The sequence below is a fragment of the Lachnoclostridium phytofermentans ISDg genome (assembly GCF_000018685.1).
GTDB lineage: Bacteria > Bacillota > Clostridia > Lachnospirales > Lachnospiraceae > Lachnoclostridium > Lachnoclostridium phytofermentans.
The window spans coordinates 3943578-3963042 of sequence record NC_010001.1 but is presented as its reverse complement, the minus strand read 5'-3'; the positions used below and the strand labels follow the sequence as shown (position 1 = coordinate 3963042).

The following is a 19465-nucleotide window of genomic DNA, read 5'->3' as shown; positions in this document are numbered from 1 at the left end:
GGGAGGGTACATGGAGTTAAATCATAACAATGTTAAGAAAATAATGTTAATAATTACCTTTACCGTTTTGTTATATGTTGGAATACAGCACTTTGACGTGATATTGATGACTTTTAAGTATATTCTTGGTATTCTAACACCATTTATCTTAGGTGGATGTATCGCATTTATCTTAAATGTACCTTTGTGTTTATTTGAAGATAAATTATTTCGTAAAGGAAAAACAAAAAATCGTTTTGTTAATAAAATAAGACGACCGGTAAGTATTTTACTAAGCATTATATTAGTAGCTAGTATTATATTCACAGTTACTTTTCTAATCATTCCAGAGTTAGGGAGCACTTTTGGTGATCTAGCTGATACGATTACTGTTTTTGTTCAGGACGCACAAAAATGGGTGGAAATTAAATCAGCGGATTTATTAATTCAGTATCCGGAAATAGGAAACTCTTTTAAGGAATTCTCGAAAGATTGGGCTAATCTAAGTGCTGGTTTAGTTAGTATATTAAAAGGTCTTGTTTATGGAGTTTTGGGGTCTGCTTTTAGTATCATTTTGAATATTATAAGTGGTTTAACTACTTTCTTTATTGGCTTTGTATTTGCAGTGTACATTTTGGGTAATAAAGAAAAACTTTCGGAACAAGGAAAGAAGCTTTGCTACAGTTTTCTTTCTCTAAAAAGAGCAGATAGAACAATCATGGTATTACAATTAGCACATCGAACTTTTTCGAATTTTTTATCTGGACAGTGCATTGAAGCTGTGATATTAGGTTCTATGTTTTATATAACTTTGAGCGTTTTACGTTTTCCATATGCTTTATTGATTGGGGTATTAATTTCATTTACTGCATTGATTCCTATAGTTGGTGGGATAATTGGTTCTATCATTGGAACCTTTTTAATCTTTATGGTTAATCCAGTTCAGGCATTATGGTTTATTGTTATCTTTAATGTATTACAACAGATTGAAGGGAATTTAATCTATCCTCGTGTCGTTGGAGGGTCGGTTGGGCTTCCATCGATTTGGGTATTGTTTGCAGTAACAATTGGCGGTAGTCTAATGGGTATTCTAGGCATGTTAATCTTTATTCCACTAACATCAGTTGTCTATACCCTGTTGCGTGAAAATGTGAAGGTAAGATTAAACCAACGACAAATACCAGAGGAGAAATATTTATATCCACCTAATAATTCTCAGGTTCCCAAAAGTGAGACATTAGAACATGGAGAGAAGAATTGGACAGCTAGAAGATTTAGTAAAACAGATGTACTGTCAGTAGAAGGTAATAGTAATAAAACAGGGAAAGAAAAATTAAATAAATCTATAAAAGATGAGTCAAGAAAAGATGAGTCAAGAAATGATGAGTCAAGAAATGATGAGTCAAAAAATGATGAAGTAAGAACTAAAGAATTAAGAGATAATAAAGTAAGAAATAATAAAGTTAGTAAAGAAGAAATAAGAAAAGTTGAAGTTAAAGAAGATGTAAACTCGGATAAGAAAAATTTAATGAAAAGTAATAATCATAGTAATGTAGGCAGTATTACCAAGGAGTTACCAAGACAAAAGGAAACTCACACCATGGAGAAAAAGAATTACGGACAATTAGAACGAATTTCAAAGGATGAAAAGTAATCGTTAAGGGGTGGTAATGTGGGCAATGGAGATTATGATTTAACATACAGTGATTTTAATCCAACGGTGTTTTTTGCTAGCAAGATGCGTGTGACCAAGCGAACAGCATATCATGCGCATCAAGATTTTACAGAACTAACATATATTTTGTCCGGTACGAGTAAATATCGTATCGATGACATATATTATGATGTAAAAGCTGGTGACATGATTGTATGCAACCCTGGTGTATTTCATCAAAATATGCTACTGGATGGCGAGGAACCGTTGGTGGAGTTTTGTACTGGATTTACGGATTTTCAATTCAAGAATATGCCGGAAAATACGATTCAATTGAGCAATCAAGGTCATATTGTTCATTTAAGTTCAGAAGCAAAGCGTGAAACTTCTAGACTTTGTTATGATATGTTGGCAGAGAACGAAGCTGGTCAGGTTGGAAAGTACTTTATGTTAAAAGCACAACTTATTCAGATGTTAATGCTACTGATGCGAGAAGTGATTGAAGCGCCAAAGGTTACTCAGAAGGGATGTAATTTCGAGACTTATAGCAAAAGCTATGCTGTCAAACGAATTATTAATTACTTGATGGAGAATTACGAACATAAAATATCCCTTGATCAGATTGCGCATAACATGTACTTAAGTCCTGTTTATATCTCGAAGATATTTAAAGAAGAGACTGGAGAATCACCAATCAATTATTTAATAAAGATAAGATTGGAAAAGGCAAAAGAAATCTTATCAGAACGCGAAGGCGGAAGTATTAAAAACATTGCAAATGAAATAGGTTATGATGATGTGTATCATTTTAGTAAGTTATTTAAGAAGTATTTCGGTATATCACCGCAGAATTATCGAAAGTCCCTAATCGCACAGCGAACGACGGAATCACAATAGCATATCGGAAAGGCAAAGGTAGTACCATGAATCTGTATGAAGCAATGTTTGTCAGAAAATCAGTGAGAAATTATGATATGGAGGCGTTAGAGGAGAAACTGCTTGAGAATATAACTTCCTATATAGAGCAGTTAAAGCCATATAAGAGTAGCATTGAATATGAGATGATAATTGTTGACAATACGAAAGAAGAGGAAAAATTTAAGGGCTTATTTCATGTAAAAGCCCCTTATTACCTGCTAATCTCCTCAGAATTAAAGCAGGACTATCTAACCAATGCAGGTTTTCTCATGCAACAGATGATACTTTATCTGACAGCAAGAGGAGTTGCAACCTGTTATCAGGGAGGAATTAAGCCAAATTCAGAGCTAAAAGCTAAACTAAAGTATGATTATGTTATAGCGATTGCATTTGGTAGAAGCGAAAAAACGATTTATCGTGCACCGGAGAAGGCAAAACGTCTGTCGGAAGACAGCTTAATTGTATATAAGGAAGATGTTAGCGAGAATATGAAGGTCATTATGCAAGCTGCCATTCTTTCTCCATCCTCAATGAATAACCAACCTTGGCGCTTTGTAGTATACCGCAACCGTATTCATGTATTTTGTAAAAAAGCTAGATTTTTAAAATCCGTAATTAGCGATATGAAGCTAATTGATGTGGGGATAGTCTTATCAGATATAGTTCAGGCAGCAGATGAATTATGGTTGGATGCAATCCTAACGAAATCAGAAGTCTTCTCAAATAAAGACTTAAAGAACACGGAATACATTACTACTGTTATGCTAAAGGAAAAAGTATTTTAAGAGATTACAAAATAACTGAAAAAAGATTAAAAAATAAAATAAAAATTTTCCGAATTGTGTTGACAAAAAGAACAATATAGGTTATTATATATCTTGTGTTCACGAGATAACAAAAACGTGAAGACAAGATATATAAAATGCACGAGTGGCTCAGTGGTGGAGTATCGCCTTGCCAAGGCGAGGGTCGCGGGTTCGAATCCCGTCTCGTGCTTAATGAAAAGGGCAGGAAAGCTAGTAAATCAAGCTTTCCTGTTTTTTTGTGTCTATAAATCATGTGTGCAGGATGTATGCAAAGTCATTTTACGTTAATTTCAGCTAAAGGCATACCCGCTGCAAATGCCGATAATCCTACTCCCTCAAAAGATAATGAAGTTCAAATCGGTTTTGAATTAAATTCTTATATAAAAGAAGATTTTCCTTATACTGATGTTAATTTTAAAATTCAAAGCGGAAAGGAAGAAGAAAAGATCCTCATTGGTAGTTACTTAGGGGATGGTTTTGTTTTAGAAACCTTTGAAAATAGAGAATTTTTTAATTAGGCTTCAATTACAGGATGTCAGGTATATTATGCCGGAGGAGGAGATAATGTTTTCGCCTATTTAGAAAATTCAGCTATTAAAGTAAAACATATTGAATTTGCTGATGATGGCGAGATGGGTTGTGAGATAATAAAGGAAGAAGTTGTTATAACAAGGGAAATTCCCGAAAATTCTTCTATTGAAATATTTGAACAAAATTCGGATTGATATCTTTCTTTGAACATACTGGAGGAATTTATGCAACAAATAGCAGAAGCAATTGTAAACAGATATTTTAGGACAAATCCGCAAAAGATCACATCACTTGGCGGTGGTTGGTACGGCCGTGTTTTTTTGGCGGAAATGACCGACGAACCGACTAAAGTAATTATTAAGATACATCTAGACGACAATCCACTACCAAATGACCCCGGATATGATGCACACATCGCTGCATTAAACGCTGCGTTTGACCGTGATAGCGTGAACGGTCTGTTACGTTGCGATAGGGTGACAAAAGTATATAGCGAAAGGATCGAATAAGAATCTCGTTTCATGCTTAATAAAAATGGTTGCTAATCCTACAATCAAGGGTTAGCAATTTTTTGTTGCTTGAAAATAAAAAGCTTCTTCGTCCCAGAAGAAGCTTTTTTCAATTTAAGTATTACGTATATTACTATAGGCGAAATTATTGAATATGAAATTCTTTTTATTAATCCACCCTTTTTCTATCATTCTATGGCTGAGAATCAGTATTATCTTCTGTAAACGGAAGTGTATCGAGAATCTCTGTTATTTTATCCCACTTAATTCCTATAAACTCGATCATCATATAGCCATTTCCTATTGATTCACTATCAAAATCAATATTAACTACTACATTGTTAGTATTGTTATACTCAAGAACAGAACAAAGGATACCTCCCTTCGTTACATAGCTGGAGACTATATTATTATCTTTATCAGTATTTTGCATATAAATACTTTTGTGATCTTTAGCAGAAGTTTTAATTGGATGAAATGTTATCCAAATTTGTTCTTCATGAAAATTTCCACCATCATAAGCATCTGTTAAAAAATTTACCATAATCATCTTACTAGGGAGCTCCTGGAACTCATAGTACTCAGTATATACAAAGCCCTCCGTACCAAGTAAATAATTTTTATATATATAGTTCGGTATTAAATTAGGATATCCAATTTCTGCAAACGCTTTGTCACCGCTAATTCGAGCATTTTCATGACGATTAGGATCGGGTATATAAGGAGCGGCTACAATCGCCTAACGGATCTTTGGCTAAGGTTACTGCAATTTCTCCTTTCAAATATAAGACAATTCATAAAGAAATAAGGTCACAATTTAATTTTGAAGTAATGAAATAATTAATGATTAATGATTAGTAAGTTGATTACTATAATTTCAGCTGGGTTAATTAAATAGTCTTATTTTACAATAATTATAACACATAATTTTCCAATTATAGACAAATATTACTGCTTCGTATCATTAAGTTGTCAAGATACACCTAACTTTTATGAAAGGTGTACACAACTTAATAGGAAATCTTGTTTTTTTATTTTGCTCAATATGATATTATGGTTTAAAACTTACAAATAAGAATTTGACTTCGGATAGATATGATAAAAGTAAATAGTAGCGGAGGATTAATTGTGGATAGTCTCGATTTTGATAAAATGCAAAAGATTCAAAAAGAATTACAAGAAAAATATAAAGATAAGTGGCAGGCTATATCTCCCAAAACTGGAAGAGACAAACTGTTATGGATGATGATAGAAGCAGGGGAAATAGCAGATGTTATCAAGAAAAAGGGGGATAACATGATTATGGAGGATATCGAAGTTAGAAAGCATTTTATTGAAGAAATGTGTGACACACTAATGTATTTTAATGATGTTATGCTTTGTTATGGCATTTCTCCGAAAGAATTCGAGGAAGTATATTTAGAAAAACATGAAACAAATATGAAACGTTGGTAAACAATATTGGAAGTTATTTTTTAGTTATATTGTTTCAAAATATAGAATATCAGGATTTAAGGAGGTTACAGGTATGAAGATCGAAAAGATAAATACTCCAAGATTATATTTGAGAGGGTTTGAAAAAACGGATGTTGGATTTGCAATGAGTGTTTGGAATGACCCTGAAATGGGAGAGTATTTACCAGACCCATCCTTGGAAAATATGGATGAGGAATATCGTAATTCATTGGAAACTTTGGGGGATGATGAGACATGTTGTTATCTAATATCTGAATCAAAAAATACTGGCGATAGAATTGGAACATGTAGTTTTATACCAAGTAAAGATGGAAATGCATATGATATTGCATATTGTGTACATAAGAAATACTGGAGAAATGGCTATGCAACAGAAATGGCACAAGGAATGATAGATTATGCCAAACAACAAGGTGCTAAAAAAATAACAGTTGTTGTTAATAAGGAAAATGCAGCGTCAAATGCAATTGTAAAAAAACTTGGATTTACGACAGTTGGAGAAAGTTCCTATAAAAAGAGTGGGACAAATATAGAGTTTTCGGACTATAAATATGAATTAGAGATTAATGCATAGTTACTATCCTATAATTGCTTTAATTAGATTAATTAGATTAATTAGATGACAGAATATTTTCCTCAGAAACTTCAAAATTCAATGTTTCTGGGGATTTTTTGTTTTACGATATTTGAGTACCCAATATTTCACTTACATTCAAAGAATATTTACAATTTGTTTGTTTCTCATTTCGACTTCTGATAAATCAAAAGTAATTGATACACCAGACAATATAAAAAAATAGCAAATGTTCGTTCAATCAGACAATGGAAAGGCATATTTCTAGGGATAACCGTTCTGGAATATATTGTAAGATTTTAAATAGAATGTTATAATAGTGAAGTAGTTGAAAAATCCAGAGAGCTAGTAACCTAAGTAATTGATTTTACAGATAATGTAGAATCAAGATTCTCGCAATTGCTTATAAGTATGAACTGAAGATTATTATATAAATGGGGTATGAATATCATGCAAGAACTGGTCATTACAAATGTAAGGACAACGCAATATAAAGATGTTAATTTGAACAAAATATTTGATCCTGACAAACACCATAAGCGTTGTTACGAATTTCAGAAAAGTTATGTAACGCAGCCGTATGTATCTGGAGAGGGAAAGTTGACTGTTACATTTTATACGCTGCAACCGGGAAAAAGCAATTACCAATATCATCAACACACTGGAACAGAGGAAGTTTTCTATATTATTTGTGGGACTGCTACGCTAAAGACACCCAAGGGCGATGTAATAGTTACTGAGGGTGATGTTATTGTTTTCCCGCCAAATGAAAATGGCGCACATATGCTGACTAACCATTCTGCTGAACCACTTGTCTATCTTGATGTTCATACAATAAGTTCGCCGGAAGTGATTATATATCCGGATTCAGGGAATGTACGCGTTATGGCTGGTAATACGCAAAAATCTTACAAAATTGAATCAGAAGTAAATTATCTTGATGGAGAATAATGTTAACTGTGCAGTATAAGAATTAGCAATATTTCAAAACAACGATACTATAATGAGTTATATTAATATTTCTAAAGAAAAGAGCAGATAATTTGGCTAAGTATTTATTTACAATCATCTCAAAAAATAAAAAAGAAAATTTTAGCGTTAAGCTTGTTGAAAGTAGGTGTAGAAAGTGAAAAAAAAGTTTTTAGCTCTATTACTCCTCGTAAATGGATGTCTATTTATAGTGGCTTGTAGTAATAATATTGTAGAAAAACCATCAGAAAACAGTACCGAAAGTGTTTTACCAACAATTCAAGAACAGTCCATGTCTAAAGAAAATGTAATTTCCATTTTTACCAGTGAGGAAAAGAATAGGAACTGCACTGTAACGGACTGTGTTGTAACAAAGGATTCAGCATACGGATTAAATGGTATCGTTCAATACACAGACAAAGATGGTAATCCGAGCTGTTTGGCATTTGTTAAAGATTCAGTAAGCTGTCCGATTGGTTTGGACGCAGATAATTCGTCTTATATCGCTGATGACAGCAACTTAGTCTACCAGGGTGATGGAATCGTAACGTTATCACTTAGAAACGCAGTAAAAGATGTTGTAAAAGATTATACAGTTGAATTCAAATGTGATGAAACGGGTATAGACTTTACAATATCTTCTGTAGAAAGAAAATAGATTTATTTTTGAGTATGTAATTGGTGTACGTAGAAGAAATAGTGTTGGAAATCTTCTTTCCATGTAGTCTGTGGAGGACAGCGTATGTTCGAACACTGTATAGTGATAAAAAATCCCTTGATTTTTTCAAGGGATTTTTTGTTATCCGGAGATATGAACATATGTGGAGAGCATAATATATGCTTATTTTTTCTATTCTTTTTTTCGCTCTTATATACGCCACTTCAACATACACTAATTATAATATTTAATAAATTATTGGATATGATATTCATCACAGACATTTTTTAAAATCCTAATATTTTGTCACAATATTCTTTGTCATCAGCAACTTTGATTAAGATACAATCTTTCACAATAAAGTGTTCCCAAGAATCACGAATCCACAAATCTGCATTTTTTGATACTGAATAGAGTTTTTTTGTATTATCAGCCGGAACATTGGTATCTTTGCTTGATGCAATTAATAAGATAGGCCTATTATTTGAATTTTGTATCTGTGTGATGGGGTTCATTTTATTAACCTTATCGACACCGAAGTTCGCTTCAAGAGCTAGTTTAAAAATAGGCTTTTCTATTGTGCATATGAATTTTGGTACTTTAAAATATTTTAAATTGTCAATTACTACATCCTCAAATGTAGTATAAGCAGACATAGCTATCAATGCATTGATTTCATTGTATTGACCAAATGCATTTATAGTAACTGCGCCACCCATAGACACACCTTGAATAACAATCGGGATATTTTTATATTCATTTTCACTCTTTATATTGTTGCTTTTACATCCAGTATCTCATCATATCCTAAGCATATTTTATTTCCACCACTATTACCATGCCCCCTGACTTCAAGTAATATAGATGAATAACCATTATTTTGTAACAGTTTTGCATGAGGATTGATTCAGTTGGTGAATGAACGTTGCAAAGAAATAGTGAAAAAAACTTTATAAATAGTTAGGCGAACAACCGAAAAAGAGAGTAATTTCGTGAAACGGTAAGTCCCAAAAAAAAGAGTTTGCAGAAGCAAACTCTTTTTTTTATATCTTCAAAACTTCTTACAAAGAGTGAAAAAAGAGGAATAAAATAAAAAAAAGACAAATGTATTGTAGCTGTGAAATATATTATTTAGGATAATTGCACAACAAAATATAAAATATTTCAGAAAATATGTTGACATTACTGGGAAATAAGTTTAATATAAGCGTAACACTTATTACGAGGTCTGTAAAAAGAAAAGGAATAAAGAGATGGATATCACAAACGTAAAACAATTAAAAGTAAATAATTTAAATAGGATTTTGATTAGTCTGCTCTCGATGGGGAAGGGGACTAAGATGGATTTGGCCAATTATACAAATTTATCAAATTCTACTCTTTCAGAAAGTATTAATAAGCTTTGTGAAATCAACGTTGTTAGAACGAATGGAGTAGAAGAGTCTATCGGCGGAAGATGTCCATCTATTTATTCGATCAATGCAGAATATGGCTGTTTTATTGGTCTATGTATAGACAAAAATGGTGTGGAAGCAAACGTTGTGGATTTTTGCGGGAATGTAGTAAAAAATTATGAGTTATTACCATTGGAATCAAAACCGATGATTATTCTTGTTTACGAAACAATTGAGAAGATACTGCATGAATTTTCTGGTAAGAACATGCTAGGGATTGGTTTTTCAGCAACGGGGAAAATTGATTATCATTCCGGGGTTATTTCGACAAGCAGTGAAATTAACTGGCACAATGTTCATCTAAAGGAATTGGTAGAGAGAAAATTTTTTCTACCTACCTACATAGACCACAAGATGAATAATGCTACTTTGTTTGAGAGTTTATTAGGCAATGCAGTGGGATTGAATAATTTTATGTTTCTCTGTGACTTCTACAAGAATAAAGCAGGAATCTATAGCGATGGTAAAATTCTAAGAGGGGAATGTAACCTTGCGGGAACAATGCGAGGCTTTGAAGCAGATCAAGAGATGCTTGAGAATATTAGGAACTTTTTATCTCTAGATACAATCCTTTATGGATATAACAACACCAAAGAGGATTTTAATAATAAACCTCATATTAAGCCGGTAGAGATAAAAGACGGTTATTTCCCAAGGGCAGCTGCGCTGATGGCTGAGAAGAACTGGTTTGAATCAATTTATTTTCAGATGTAAAGGTTAAAGAAGATGATAATCGTAATAAAAAGGCGCTAAAGCGCCAGAACAGGGGATAAAATGGCTGATTATATTGATTTATTAAAAAATAAGGCAATGACTCTTATAATGAGTTTGCCATCAAATGATCCAGAACTTGCGAAGGTAGCATTCGAGTATGGTGCAGATGTTGTGAAAGTTCACATCAATGTAGAGCACCGTGCAAGTAAAACACATTTTGGAAGCATCGATGCGGAAAAAGAGAAATTCGAGGAAATGCTTTCGAACGCCAAAGGGCCAATGGGAATTGTACTCGGTGGAGAAACTGTAGTTGCGAATAATGATTTTGACAAGGCAGCAGCGATGGGATTTAAATTTATATCTCTTTATGGACACCATATGCCTATCTCTGTTTTACAAAGTAAAGATGTGTACCGTATGATGGCTTGTGATTATAGCTATCGCTTGGAAGAAATTAAAATGTTCAAAGAAATAGGAGTAGATGTATTAGAGGCATCCATTGTCCATCCAGAAGGATATGGAGATGATCTTAATAGTAGAGATATCTTAAATTACCGTATTCTTTGTAAGGAAAGCGGCTTACCTGTAGTAATTCCTACACAAAGAAAGATTAAACCAAGTGAACTGTCCATTTTAGATGAAGTGGGCGTAAGTGGTATTATGATTGGCGCTATTGTAACTGGAAAAGAAATAGAAAGTATAAAACGTACAGTATGTGATTTTAAAGAAGCAATCCTTAAGTTGTAATTTGAATCAGGAGTATATCACATAGGAAAATTAAGAAGAAAGGTAGTGGTAGGCAAAATGAATTTTGTATACGTACCGATTGACTCTAGGGCATGCAATAACCTATTTCCAATGCAATTAGCAAAACTCCAAGGGATTGAAGTAACGATTCCTTCAAAAGAGATTATGGATGATTTTATGATTCCGTCTAATTATGACAGTTTGAAAAAGTGGCTTTATGAAACTTGCTCAGACGACACAGTACTTATCCTTTCCGTGGATAATTTTACGATGGGTTCCTTGCTCAATTCTAGGTGTAATTCAGTATCCATAGAAACTTGCATGGAACGTATGGATGAAGTGAAGGAACTAAAAAGCAAATATCCAGGTATGAAGATATATGCCTTCAATGTGTTGATGCGTACCTCCATTAGTACATTAAGCACTGCTTCTATTGAGAATTGGAACTATGTTAATGAATATTCCCAGCTTGTTCATAAGGCAGAACTATATCATAGGGAGGAAGATAGGTTAAGAATCTCAGAACTAGAAGCTTTAATACCAAGTAAGGTCTTAGAAACTTATTTATACTCTAGAAAAAAGAATGCACTGGTTAATAAGATGAGTGTTGAATTTGTAAACGAAGGTATTTTCCACTGTCTATCCATTTTACAAGAGGATTCTACTCCGTATGGAATGCAGAAAAAAGAGCAAGTGGAATTATCAGAGCTTATTCGTAATTATGGGTTACAAGAAAAAATTAGTTTACATAATGGAACAGATGAAGCTGGCTGCCTTTGCATGGCAAAAGCGATTGCGGATTATAAAGGGATAAAAACAAAACTTTCCTATGTTTATTTAAATGATAATCGTGATTCCTTCGTAGCTTCCTATGAAGATCGATTATTTCATGAGAATCTTCTTAGCCAAAGCAAGTTTGCTGGAATCGAGCTGGTGGACGGGGGTTTATCGTTAGAGGATGTGTTGGTAATTTATACGCCAGTTAATAGGCAGTATGAAGCAAGTGTAGGTAATGGTACACCACCATGTGATTACTCCCCGGAGACACTTAATGCATTTGCAAAAAGGGTAGTAGAACTTATCGATGCAGGAAAAAGAGTTTACTTTTTAGATGTAGCGTATGCCAATGGCGGTCAGGGCGATATTCTCCATAGAATTCATAAGCTTGGAGATGTAACAAAGCTATGGGGATATTCAGCGTGGAATACAGCCTCCAATGCACTTGGGACAATACTTTCTCAGGTAGTACTAGCAACAGAAGCAGAGGAGGAAGAGAATCGACGCTTTACACTGGAAAGGTTCTTAGATGATTTTGCATATCAAGGAATTGTAAGACAGCAGTTAAAAACGGAGTTAGACGCAAAAGGTGAGGATACTTTAAACCTAAAAGAAAAGAAAGTGTCAGATAAGATACTATCTCAGTTAATGGAAGTATTTGTGAAGAAAGACCCCATTTTTCAGGGGAAGCAATTGGAACTTTCTTGCGAGCTTCCTTGGGCAAGAATTTTTGAGGCAAATATTCTGATAAAGAAAGTGGTGTAAGTAATGATATATGATGTAATTGTTGCTGGTTCAGGTCCGAGTGGAATGACAGCGGCTCTGGCAGCTGCAAGAAATGGAGCAAAGGTTTTACTCATAGAAAAGAATGGTTACCTTGGTGGAATGAATACGGCAGGAATGGTTGGGCCATTTATGACCTTTCACTCTGGAGAGAAACAAGTAGTGAAGGGAATCGCAGAAGAAATCGTAGAGCGCCTTATGAAAAGGGGAGGATGTCTTGGTCACATTCCAGATCCGATTGGTGTAGTATCTACAATTACACCATTTGAGCCTGAGCAACTAAAGCAGCTGTATTTTGAAATGGTAACAGAAGAAAAAAATATTTCTCTATTACTACATACCTTTGTTTCGGGTGTAGGGAAAACAGGAAGATCGGTTAAGAATATTTCTTGTGTAAATAAAAGTGGTATCTTCACGGTTGAGGCAAAATTATTTATAGATGCGACTGGTGATGGGGATGTAGCCGCATTAGCAAAAGCGAAATATGAAGAAGGAAGAAAATCAGACAACTTAGCGCAGCCCATGACGTTGATGTTTAAGATGGGCGGCATCAATTTTGATAAAATTAGAAATTATATTCGGAAAAACCCAGAGCAGTTTATACTAAGTGAGGAAGATAATTTAGATCAGTATGTGGCGGTTTCAGGTTATTTCGATAGCATAAATGTAGCAAAAGAAGAAGAGGAATTTACGATAAATCGAGACAGGGTGCTTATGTTCCAAGGAATTAATCCAGGAGAGGCTTTCATTAATATGTCAAGAATTATTAAACTTCAAGGAACCAACGGAAGTGATATGACAAAAGCGGAAGTGATTGGACACAAGCAGATTGATGAAATCGTTCATTTTCTGAAAAAATATGTGGAAGGGTTTGAACATAGTTTTCTTGTACAAACAGCATCAACCGTGGGTGTTCGTGAATCTAGACGTTTCCACTGTCAGTATTCGTTAACGATGGAAGATGTTTTAGAAGGGAAAGATTTCGAAGATGGCGTTGCTGCCTGTGCTTTTCCAATTGACCTTCATGATCCGAATGGAAGTGAGCTTAGCTGGATAAGAACAAATAAAGATAGCTACTATACCATTCCTTACCGTTGTATGTTATTAAAGCAATTTGATAATCTAATTGTGACAGGAAGGTGTATTGATACTTCTCATGAATCCATGGCATCGGCAAGAGTATCGCCAACGGCTATGGCGCTTGGCGAAGCAGCAGGTACAGCAGCAGCTCTAGCAATCCGCATGGGGATTGAATCATTTTCCAAGGTAGATGTTAAAAAATTAAAAGAAATTTTAGTGAATAACAACTGTATTGTGGCAAAGGAGGAGTAAACTTGACTTTTAAGGGGAAGAAAAGTACAACTATCAATTTAAAAAAGAGGCCGTTTCGCAAGGATTGGACATTGTATCTTTTATTTTTACCAGCATTTATATATATTTTGTTATTTAAGTTATTTCCTTTGCCAGGAATTGCGATCGCTTTTAAAGATTTTAATATATTCGAAGGTTTTTTTGCAAGTGAGTGGGTTGGACTTGATCATTTTAAGGCGCTTTTTACACAGCCACGTTTTCTTAAAGTATTGTCAAACACCTTAGAAATTAGCTTTTTAAAGATACTTATTTTATTCCCGCTGCCTATTATACTGGCTATTATGTTAAATGAGATGCGTAATCGCCACTATAAAAAAACGGTTCAGACACTAATTTACTTACCTCATTTCTTGTCTTTCGTAATAATTCACGGATTGTTTACGAATTTCCTTTCAACACAAGGAGGTATGGTGAATGAATTATTACAAGCGATTGGAATTGGGCCAATTAATTTCTACTCAAATTCTTGGTTCCGTTTTGTAATCTTACTTACAGAAGGATTTAAAGAAGTGGGATGGGGAACGATTGTATACTTAGCAGCTTTGGCTGGTGTAGATCCACAGCTTTATGAGGCAGCAGAGGTGGATGGAGCGGGTAAGTTAAGGCAAATGATTAGTATAACACTTCCTTCCATAATTCCGATTATTGCACTAATGCTTACCTTAAGGGTCGGTAATATCCTTGATGCAGGGACCGAACAGATTCTTGTTATGTACAATTCCTCGGTATATGATACTGCGGATATTATCGGTACTCTTGTTTATAGAGAAGGTATTGGAAATGCACAATATGGATTTGCAACTGCTGTTGGATTATTTAATTCCATTGCTTCCTTCATTCTAATTATGACAGCAAATACCTTTAGTTCAAAAGTATTTAAGAGGGGGTTATGGTAATGGCAGCAAGAAAAAAGAATAAGATCAAAGCTTCTCTTGGAAGAAGAATATTTTGTTTCTTCAATTATACTTTCTTTGCAATTTTAGCGTTTGCCATGCTGGCTCCGATCTTAAACCTGATTGCCAAATCAGTAAGTAGCGAGGCAGCCGTATTATCTGGTGAGGTTGGGTTACTGCCTAATTTTAAGAAATTACAGTTTGATACATATCGTATCGTTATTGAAAACAAAAGTTTTATTATTGGTCTTAAAAACACAGTTTTGGTTACGATTCTTGGTTCCTTTTCTTCCTTGTTTGTTACCGCTTGTGCAGCCTATGCATTATCAAAGGAATACTTAAGGGCGAGAAAAGTACTGATTGTACTATGCATTTTTATCATGATTTTTTCAGGTGGACTAATTCCTACCTATATGGTAGTTGACAAGTTAAGACTTACCAATACGTTTACAGTTTTATGGATATTAGGTGTATTCAATGTTTACAATATGCTAATTTTAAAGAGTAATTTTGAAAGTATCTCAAGTGAATTAGAAGAGTCTGCAATGATTGACGGTGCGGGGCATCTGACCATATTTTTTAAGATTTACCTTCCACTTACGAAGGCAACGTTAGCGGTCATTACATTATTCTCTGCCGTAGGTTACTGGAATAACTTTTTCACATCTTTAATTTATACATCAAAGCCACAGTTAAAAACCCTTCAGCTTGTGTTGAAAGAAATCATTTTTTCAGTTAGTGATATATTCTTAAACTTATATGGGGGACAGTCAGCTGGTGAAGTAACGGCGCAATCAACCGTTGCTGCTTGTGTTGTAGTGGCAACCGTACCAATTCTTTTAGTATATCCATTCCTGCAAAAGCACTTTACAAAGGGTGTTATGACAGGCGCAGTAAAAGGCTGATACCTGTAATTTAGGTTAGGTATAATAAAGCAAATATTTAAAAAGGAGAGGGAAAAATGAGAAAAATGAAAAAATTTCTAAATGTCGCTATTTCTACTATTATGGTAGCAAGTATCCTTACAGGTTGTGGGGGCAAAAAGGATAATGTGACTAATCAGACTCAAACACCAGGTAGTACTAATTCTTCAGCAAATGGAGAACAGGGGGGACAAAAAAAGGAGCTTGATCTTACAAAGAAGCCAGTGTTAAAGGTCTTACTTCCGTATACAGGTATTGATCCACAAACTGATTTCACTGCAGTTTATTTGGAGGAAGCGACGGGCTATAAAGTAGAGTATTATATGCTTCCAAGTGAAGATTCTATATCAAAATTAAATACGATTATTGCTTCTAAGGAAGAATATGATATTATGGTACTTAATAAGAATGATTTTGATAATACAGTTGATACAGGTGCTTACCAACCACTAAACGATTTATTAGATCAGTATGCTCCAAATGTTCGTGAAAAAACATCAGAAGGACTTTGGACCAATGTAACCATTGGAGGAGAAGTTAAGGGTATTCCTGAGGGTCTTGCAAATGAAAATTATGGTTTGGTTTATCGTGTAAGATTAGACTTTCTAAAAAAAGCTGGAATTGATAAAATGCCAGAAACGACAGATGAGTTTTATAATGCATGTAAAGCAATGAAAGATCAATTTGGCATCATTCCTATCACTGCTTCTTATGCAGTAATTCCAGAAATCGCTTCTGCATTTGGTATGTATACTAAGTTTAATGTGGTTGACAATCAAGTGTTATATCAAGCTTTGGTACCAGGAGCAAAAGATTATGTAGAATTTATGAGAAAGCTCTTTGAAGAAGGCCTTCTTGATAATGAGTATGCTCAAAACAGTGGCGATATGATGAAAGAAAAGTTTTTCAGCAATAAAGCAGCAATGTACCAGACAGCTTGGTGGAATGAGCCAACTGCTTCTAATACTATTATGGAAAAAGCACCAGAAGCGGAACTTGCTTACTTACAGGCATTAAAGAGTACAGATGGCACTGCAGGACTTCCTATGGGTCGTGGTGTGAATCGAGTTACTGTAATTCCTAAAGTTTCAAAAAATAAAGAATATGCATTGGATTACATCAATACGAAATTAAGTGATGATATCTTTAAAATGGCTTCCATGGGTGAAGAAAATGTTCATTATAAAGTAGCAGGTGACTCTTATGAGCCGATTCTTCCAAAATTCTTTGATGACAAGAACAATGCGCATTACTTTATGATGGGCTCTGATACCAAAGCATATAGCAAGTATTGGGAAAGTACTCGTGTAAAAAAGGATCCAATCCTTTATGCAGAGTTTAGCTCTATTCAGGAAACCGCTGCAAAAGCAACTTTATACTATGATCCTACAAGCTATATGCAGCCAAATAAAGAATATGCAAAATTAATTGGTAAAGTAAATCAGCTCTGTGAAGATGGCTTCAAGCAGTTTATTACTGGAACAAGACCAATGTCAGATTGGGATAACTTTATCAAAGAATTAAATGATGCAGGTCTTGAGAGTATTAATAATATTGTAAATGAATGGTGGGCAGTTGAAGGACCTAGTCTTGCTGACAAGATGATAAAGAAATAGGCATAAAGAAATATACTTAAAGAGATAGACATAAAGAGCTATTCATAATAAAATAAACATAAAATAGGAGAAAGAAATGGGCTTAGATGTTTTTTAAAGTTCATTTCTTTTAACTATAATATTTTAAGAAATGTAAAAGGGTTGAAAGAAATATTTCAAGCTTTGACTTTGAAAGGAGTATGGTTATAAATATGAACATAATATTAAAGGGATTTACAGATGAGATAAAAGAAGGACTAAATCTACTATTACAGGTGCATTCGTTTGTAAATCAGGACCAGAGAGAAATCGAGATAACCGTAGAAAAGATATTAGAGGGGAATACTTCTCTTATTGTATCGGGAAAGGTTGGTTGGCACATTCAATATAAGGAAACGGTACATTTTTTCCGCGCCCTTGGTATCCTTATTGAAAACATTGAGAATACATCCTTTGAAACGACGGAAACAGCACTTTTTGAAGGTTGCTCTAATATGATTGACCTTTCAAGAAACGCTGTCTACACTGTGGATGAAATGAAAAGAATGCTATGTTACCTTGCACTTACTGGGCATAACAAATGCTATTTATATATGGAAGATACATATGAGCTACCAGACTATCCTTATTTCGGTTATTTAAGAGGTAGATATTCCATCGCAGAGATGAAGGAAATCGATGATTTTGCATATGCTTTAGGAATCGAGGCAATCCCATGTATTCAAACATTAGCACATTTGAAGACAACGTTAAAATGGAATTATGCTTTATCAATGAAAGATACTGCGGATATCCTACTTGTGGGAGAAGAAAAAACTTATCAATTTATTGAGGCGATGTTTGTCTCCCTGAAGCAGACCTTCCGTTCTAGAACCATCCATATAGGTATGGATGAGGCTATGGATCTTGGTAGTGGTAAATATCTAAGAGAAAATGGTTACCGCGTTCAATATGATTTAATGACAGAACATTTAGCTAAGGTCAATGAGATTGCGATAAAACATGGTATCAAGCCGTTGATTTGGGATGATATGTTTTACCGTTCCTTAAATAAAGATCATGAGTATTATGATACAACAATTCCTCTTACAGACGAGCATATAAAAAAGGTCCCTAGCAATATTGGATTGGTATATTGGGATTATTATCATAATAATAAAGAGGATTATGAGACCTTACTTACGATGAGAGACCGTTTTCCAAATGATATTATCTTTGCAGGAGGAATCTGGCGTTGGATGGGTTATGTTCCAGGGTATACAAAAACATTTGCAACAACAAATGCAGCACTCGACCGATGCAAGCATCATAAAGTAAAAGAAATTATGTCCACTTGTTGGGGCGATGACGGAGCGGAAACACCAATCGAAACCATTATACCAGGTCTAATTCTTTTTGGTGAGCACGGTTATGGACAGGATACTTCTATGGATGCGATTAGTAGTAAGTGTAAATTCTTAACTGGTGTTTCTTTATTTGACTTTATGAAAATTGAAGAAATTGATATTATTCCAGGATGTGAAGCACAAAATATCAAGACTAGAAATCCATCCAAACATATTTTATTTCAAGACTTGCTACTAGGTGCCTTTGATACCTATTTTGATAGAGAAGGACTTGAGGAACATTATGCGAAAGTAAAAGAAGAGCTATATACGATCTCAAAAACTGCAGGTAAGTTTGAACAACTTTTTGTTATGTATGCAAAGCTTGCAACGGTTCTAGAGAAAAAGGTGAAGCTTGGAATTAAAATAAGAAAGGCATATCAATTAAAAGATAAAGATACATTAAAGACAATCTGTGAACAGATATTGCCGGTTCTAAAAGAAGATGTGGAAAACTTTAAAAAGGAATATACAAAGGTGTGGTTCAATGAAAGTAAGGGACATGGCTTTGAAGTTATTGATGTTAGACTTGGTGGTTTAATGAGCAGAATTGATACGGTAAAATATCGATTGGAAGACTATATAACTGGTGATATTTTAAAAGTTGAAGAGTTAGAGGAAACAATTTTACCATATGAACTTGGCGGATATCCAGAAGGACCGTATTTAGCTTATAACAAATACAAAGATATTGTAACTCAGAATCTGCTTTCTCATCACTAATTGTTAAATAAAAACTCCCAAGGGGT

At 34.3% G+C, this 19465-nt stretch carries 19 protein-coding genes and 1 tRNA gene; 18 read left to right on the top strand and 2 right to left on the bottom strand.

Annotated features, from left to right (window positions below; translation table 11 throughout):
• Positions 1 to 10: 10 nt before the first annotated feature.
• The 6 genes from CPHY_RS16880 (at position 11) to CPHY_RS16855 (ending at position 4397) form a co-directional block, all read left to right on the top strand.
• The gene (locus CPHY_RS16880; RefSeq protein WP_012201261.1) at positions 11 to 1633 is read left to right on the top strand and encodes an AI-2E family transporter; all 1623 of its coding nucleotides are present in this window, start codon (positions 11 to 13) and stop codon (positions 1631 to 1633) included.
• 18 nt (positions 1634 to 1651) lie between these two features.
• Complete coding sequence (locus tag CPHY_RS16875; RefSeq protein WP_012201260.1) at positions 1652 to 2530, top strand: AraC family transcriptional regulator; 879 nt, start codon at positions 1652 to 1654, stop codon at positions 2528 to 2530.
• A gap of 26 nt (positions 2531 to 2556) precedes the next feature.
• On the top strand, positions 2557 to 3336 hold the full coding sequence (locus tag CPHY_RS16870; RefSeq protein ID WP_012201259.1) for a nitroreductase family protein: 780 nt from the start codon (positions 2557 to 2559) through the stop codon (positions 3334 to 3336).
• 139 nt (positions 3337 to 3475) lie between these two features.
• A tRNA-Gly gene (locus tag CPHY_RS16865) sits at positions 3476 to 3547 on the top strand.
• 76 nt (positions 3548 to 3623) lie between these two features.
• Positions 3624 to 3875 carry a hypothetical protein gene (locus CPHY_RS16860; protein WP_041703755.1) on the top strand — a complete coding sequence of 84 codons (252 nt, stop codon included), beginning with the start codon at positions 3624 to 3626 and terminating at the stop codon, positions 3873 to 3875.
• Positions 3876 to 4112: 237 nt separating this feature from the next.
• Complete coding sequence (locus CPHY_RS16855; RefSeq protein WP_012201257.1) at positions 4113 to 4397, top strand: hypothetical protein; 285 nt, start codon at positions 4113 to 4115, stop codon at positions 4395 to 4397.
• Between the two features lie 193 nt (positions 4398 to 4590).
• On the opposite strand, the gene CPHY_RS16850 is transcribed toward CPHY_RS16855, so the two are convergent.
• The gene (locus CPHY_RS16850; RefSeq protein ID WP_012201256.1) at positions 4591 to 4947 is read right to left on the bottom strand and encodes a hypothetical protein; all 357 of its coding nucleotides are present in this window, start codon (positions 4945 to 4947) and stop codon (positions 4591 to 4593) included.
• A 578-nt stretch (positions 4948 to 5525) separates the two neighbouring features.
• On the opposite strand from CPHY_RS16850, the gene CPHY_RS16845 reads away from it, so the two are divergent.
• From CPHY_RS16845 to CPHY_RS16830, 4 genes are all read left to right on the top strand, one after another.
• Positions 5526 to 5852, top strand: coding sequence for a hypothetical protein (locus CPHY_RS16845; RefSeq protein WP_330370846.1), 327 nt, complete (start codon positions 5526 to 5528; stop codon positions 5850 to 5852).
• A gap of 73 nt (positions 5853 to 5925) precedes the next feature.
• Positions 5926 to 6447 carry a GNAT family N-acetyltransferase gene (locus CPHY_RS16840; protein ID WP_012201254.1) on the top strand — a complete coding sequence of 174 codons (522 nt, stop codon included), beginning with the start codon at positions 5926 to 5928 and terminating at the stop codon, positions 6445 to 6447.
• Positions 6448 to 6897: 450 nt separating this feature from the next.
• A complete protein-coding gene (locus CPHY_RS16835) occupies positions 6898 to 7398 on the top strand; it encodes a cupin domain-containing protein (protein ID WP_012201253.1) in 501 nt (166 codons plus the stop codon).
• Positions 7399 to 7573: 175 nt separating this feature from the next.
• Positions 7574 to 8074: a hypothetical protein gene (locus CPHY_RS16830; RefSeq protein WP_012201252.1), complete on the top strand. Its 501-nt coding sequence runs from the start codon at positions 7574 to 7576 to the stop codon at positions 8072 to 8074.
• A gap of 287 nt (positions 8075 to 8361) precedes the next feature.
• On the opposite strand, the gene CPHY_RS16820 is transcribed toward CPHY_RS16830, so the two are convergent.
• On the bottom strand, positions 8362 to 8808 hold the full coding sequence (locus CPHY_RS16820; RefSeq protein WP_278184003.1) for an alpha/beta hydrolase family protein: 447 nt from the start codon (positions 8806 to 8808) through the stop codon (positions 8362 to 8364).
• A 519-nt stretch (positions 8809 to 9327) separates the two neighbouring features.
• Between CPHY_RS16820 and CPHY_RS16815 the strand changes: the two genes are divergently transcribed.
• From CPHY_RS16815 to CPHY_RS16780, 8 genes are all read left to right on the top strand, one after another.
• On the top strand, positions 9328 to 10242 hold the full coding sequence (locus tag CPHY_RS16815) for an ROK family protein (protein ID WP_012201250.1): 915 nt from the start codon (positions 9328 to 9330) through the stop codon (positions 10240 to 10242).
• A 60-nt stretch (positions 10243 to 10302) separates the two neighbouring features.
• The gene (locus tag CPHY_RS16810; protein ID WP_012201249.1) at positions 10303 to 10989 is read left to right on the top strand and encodes a hypothetical protein; all 687 of its coding nucleotides are present in this window, start codon (positions 10303 to 10305) and stop codon (positions 10987 to 10989) included.
• Between the two features lie 57 nt (positions 10990 to 11046).
• Positions 11047 to 12531, top strand: a complete 1485-nt coding sequence (locus CPHY_RS16805; protein ID WP_012201248.1) for a DUF4127 family protein — start codon at positions 11047 to 11049, stop codon at positions 12529 to 12531.
• 3 nt (positions 12532 to 12534) lie between these two features.
• Positions 12535 to 13881 (top strand): FAD-dependent oxidoreductase, encoded by a 1347-nt coding sequence (locus tag CPHY_RS16800; RefSeq protein ID WP_012201247.1) that lies wholly within the window; start codon positions 12535 to 12537, stop codon positions 13879 to 13881.
• 2 nt (positions 13882 to 13883) lie between these two features.
• Entirely contained in the window at positions 13884 to 14816 is a 933-nt protein-coding gene (locus CPHY_RS16795) for an ABC transporter permease (RefSeq protein ID WP_012201246.1), read from the top strand.
• The gene (locus tag CPHY_RS16790; RefSeq protein WP_012201245.1) at positions 14816 to 15718 is read left to right on the top strand and encodes a carbohydrate ABC transporter permease; all 903 of its coding nucleotides are present in this window, start codon (positions 14816 to 14818) and stop codon (positions 15716 to 15718) included. The genes CPHY_RS16795 and CPHY_RS16790 overlap by 1 nt, the downstream gene beginning before the upstream one ends.
• A 56-nt stretch (positions 15719 to 15774) precedes the next feature.
• The gene (locus CPHY_RS16785; protein WP_041703750.1) at positions 15775 to 17352 is read left to right on the top strand and encodes an extracellular solute-binding protein; all 1578 of its coding nucleotides are present in this window, start codon (positions 15775 to 15777) and stop codon (positions 17350 to 17352) included.
• 191 nt (positions 17353 to 17543) lie between these two features.
• The gene (locus CPHY_RS16780) at positions 17544 to 19439 is read left to right on the top strand and encodes a beta-N-acetylhexosaminidase (RefSeq protein ID WP_041703749.1); all 1896 of its coding nucleotides are present in this window, start codon (positions 17544 to 17546) and stop codon (positions 19437 to 19439) included.
• The last annotated feature ends 26 nt before the right edge of the window (positions 19440 to 19465 follow it).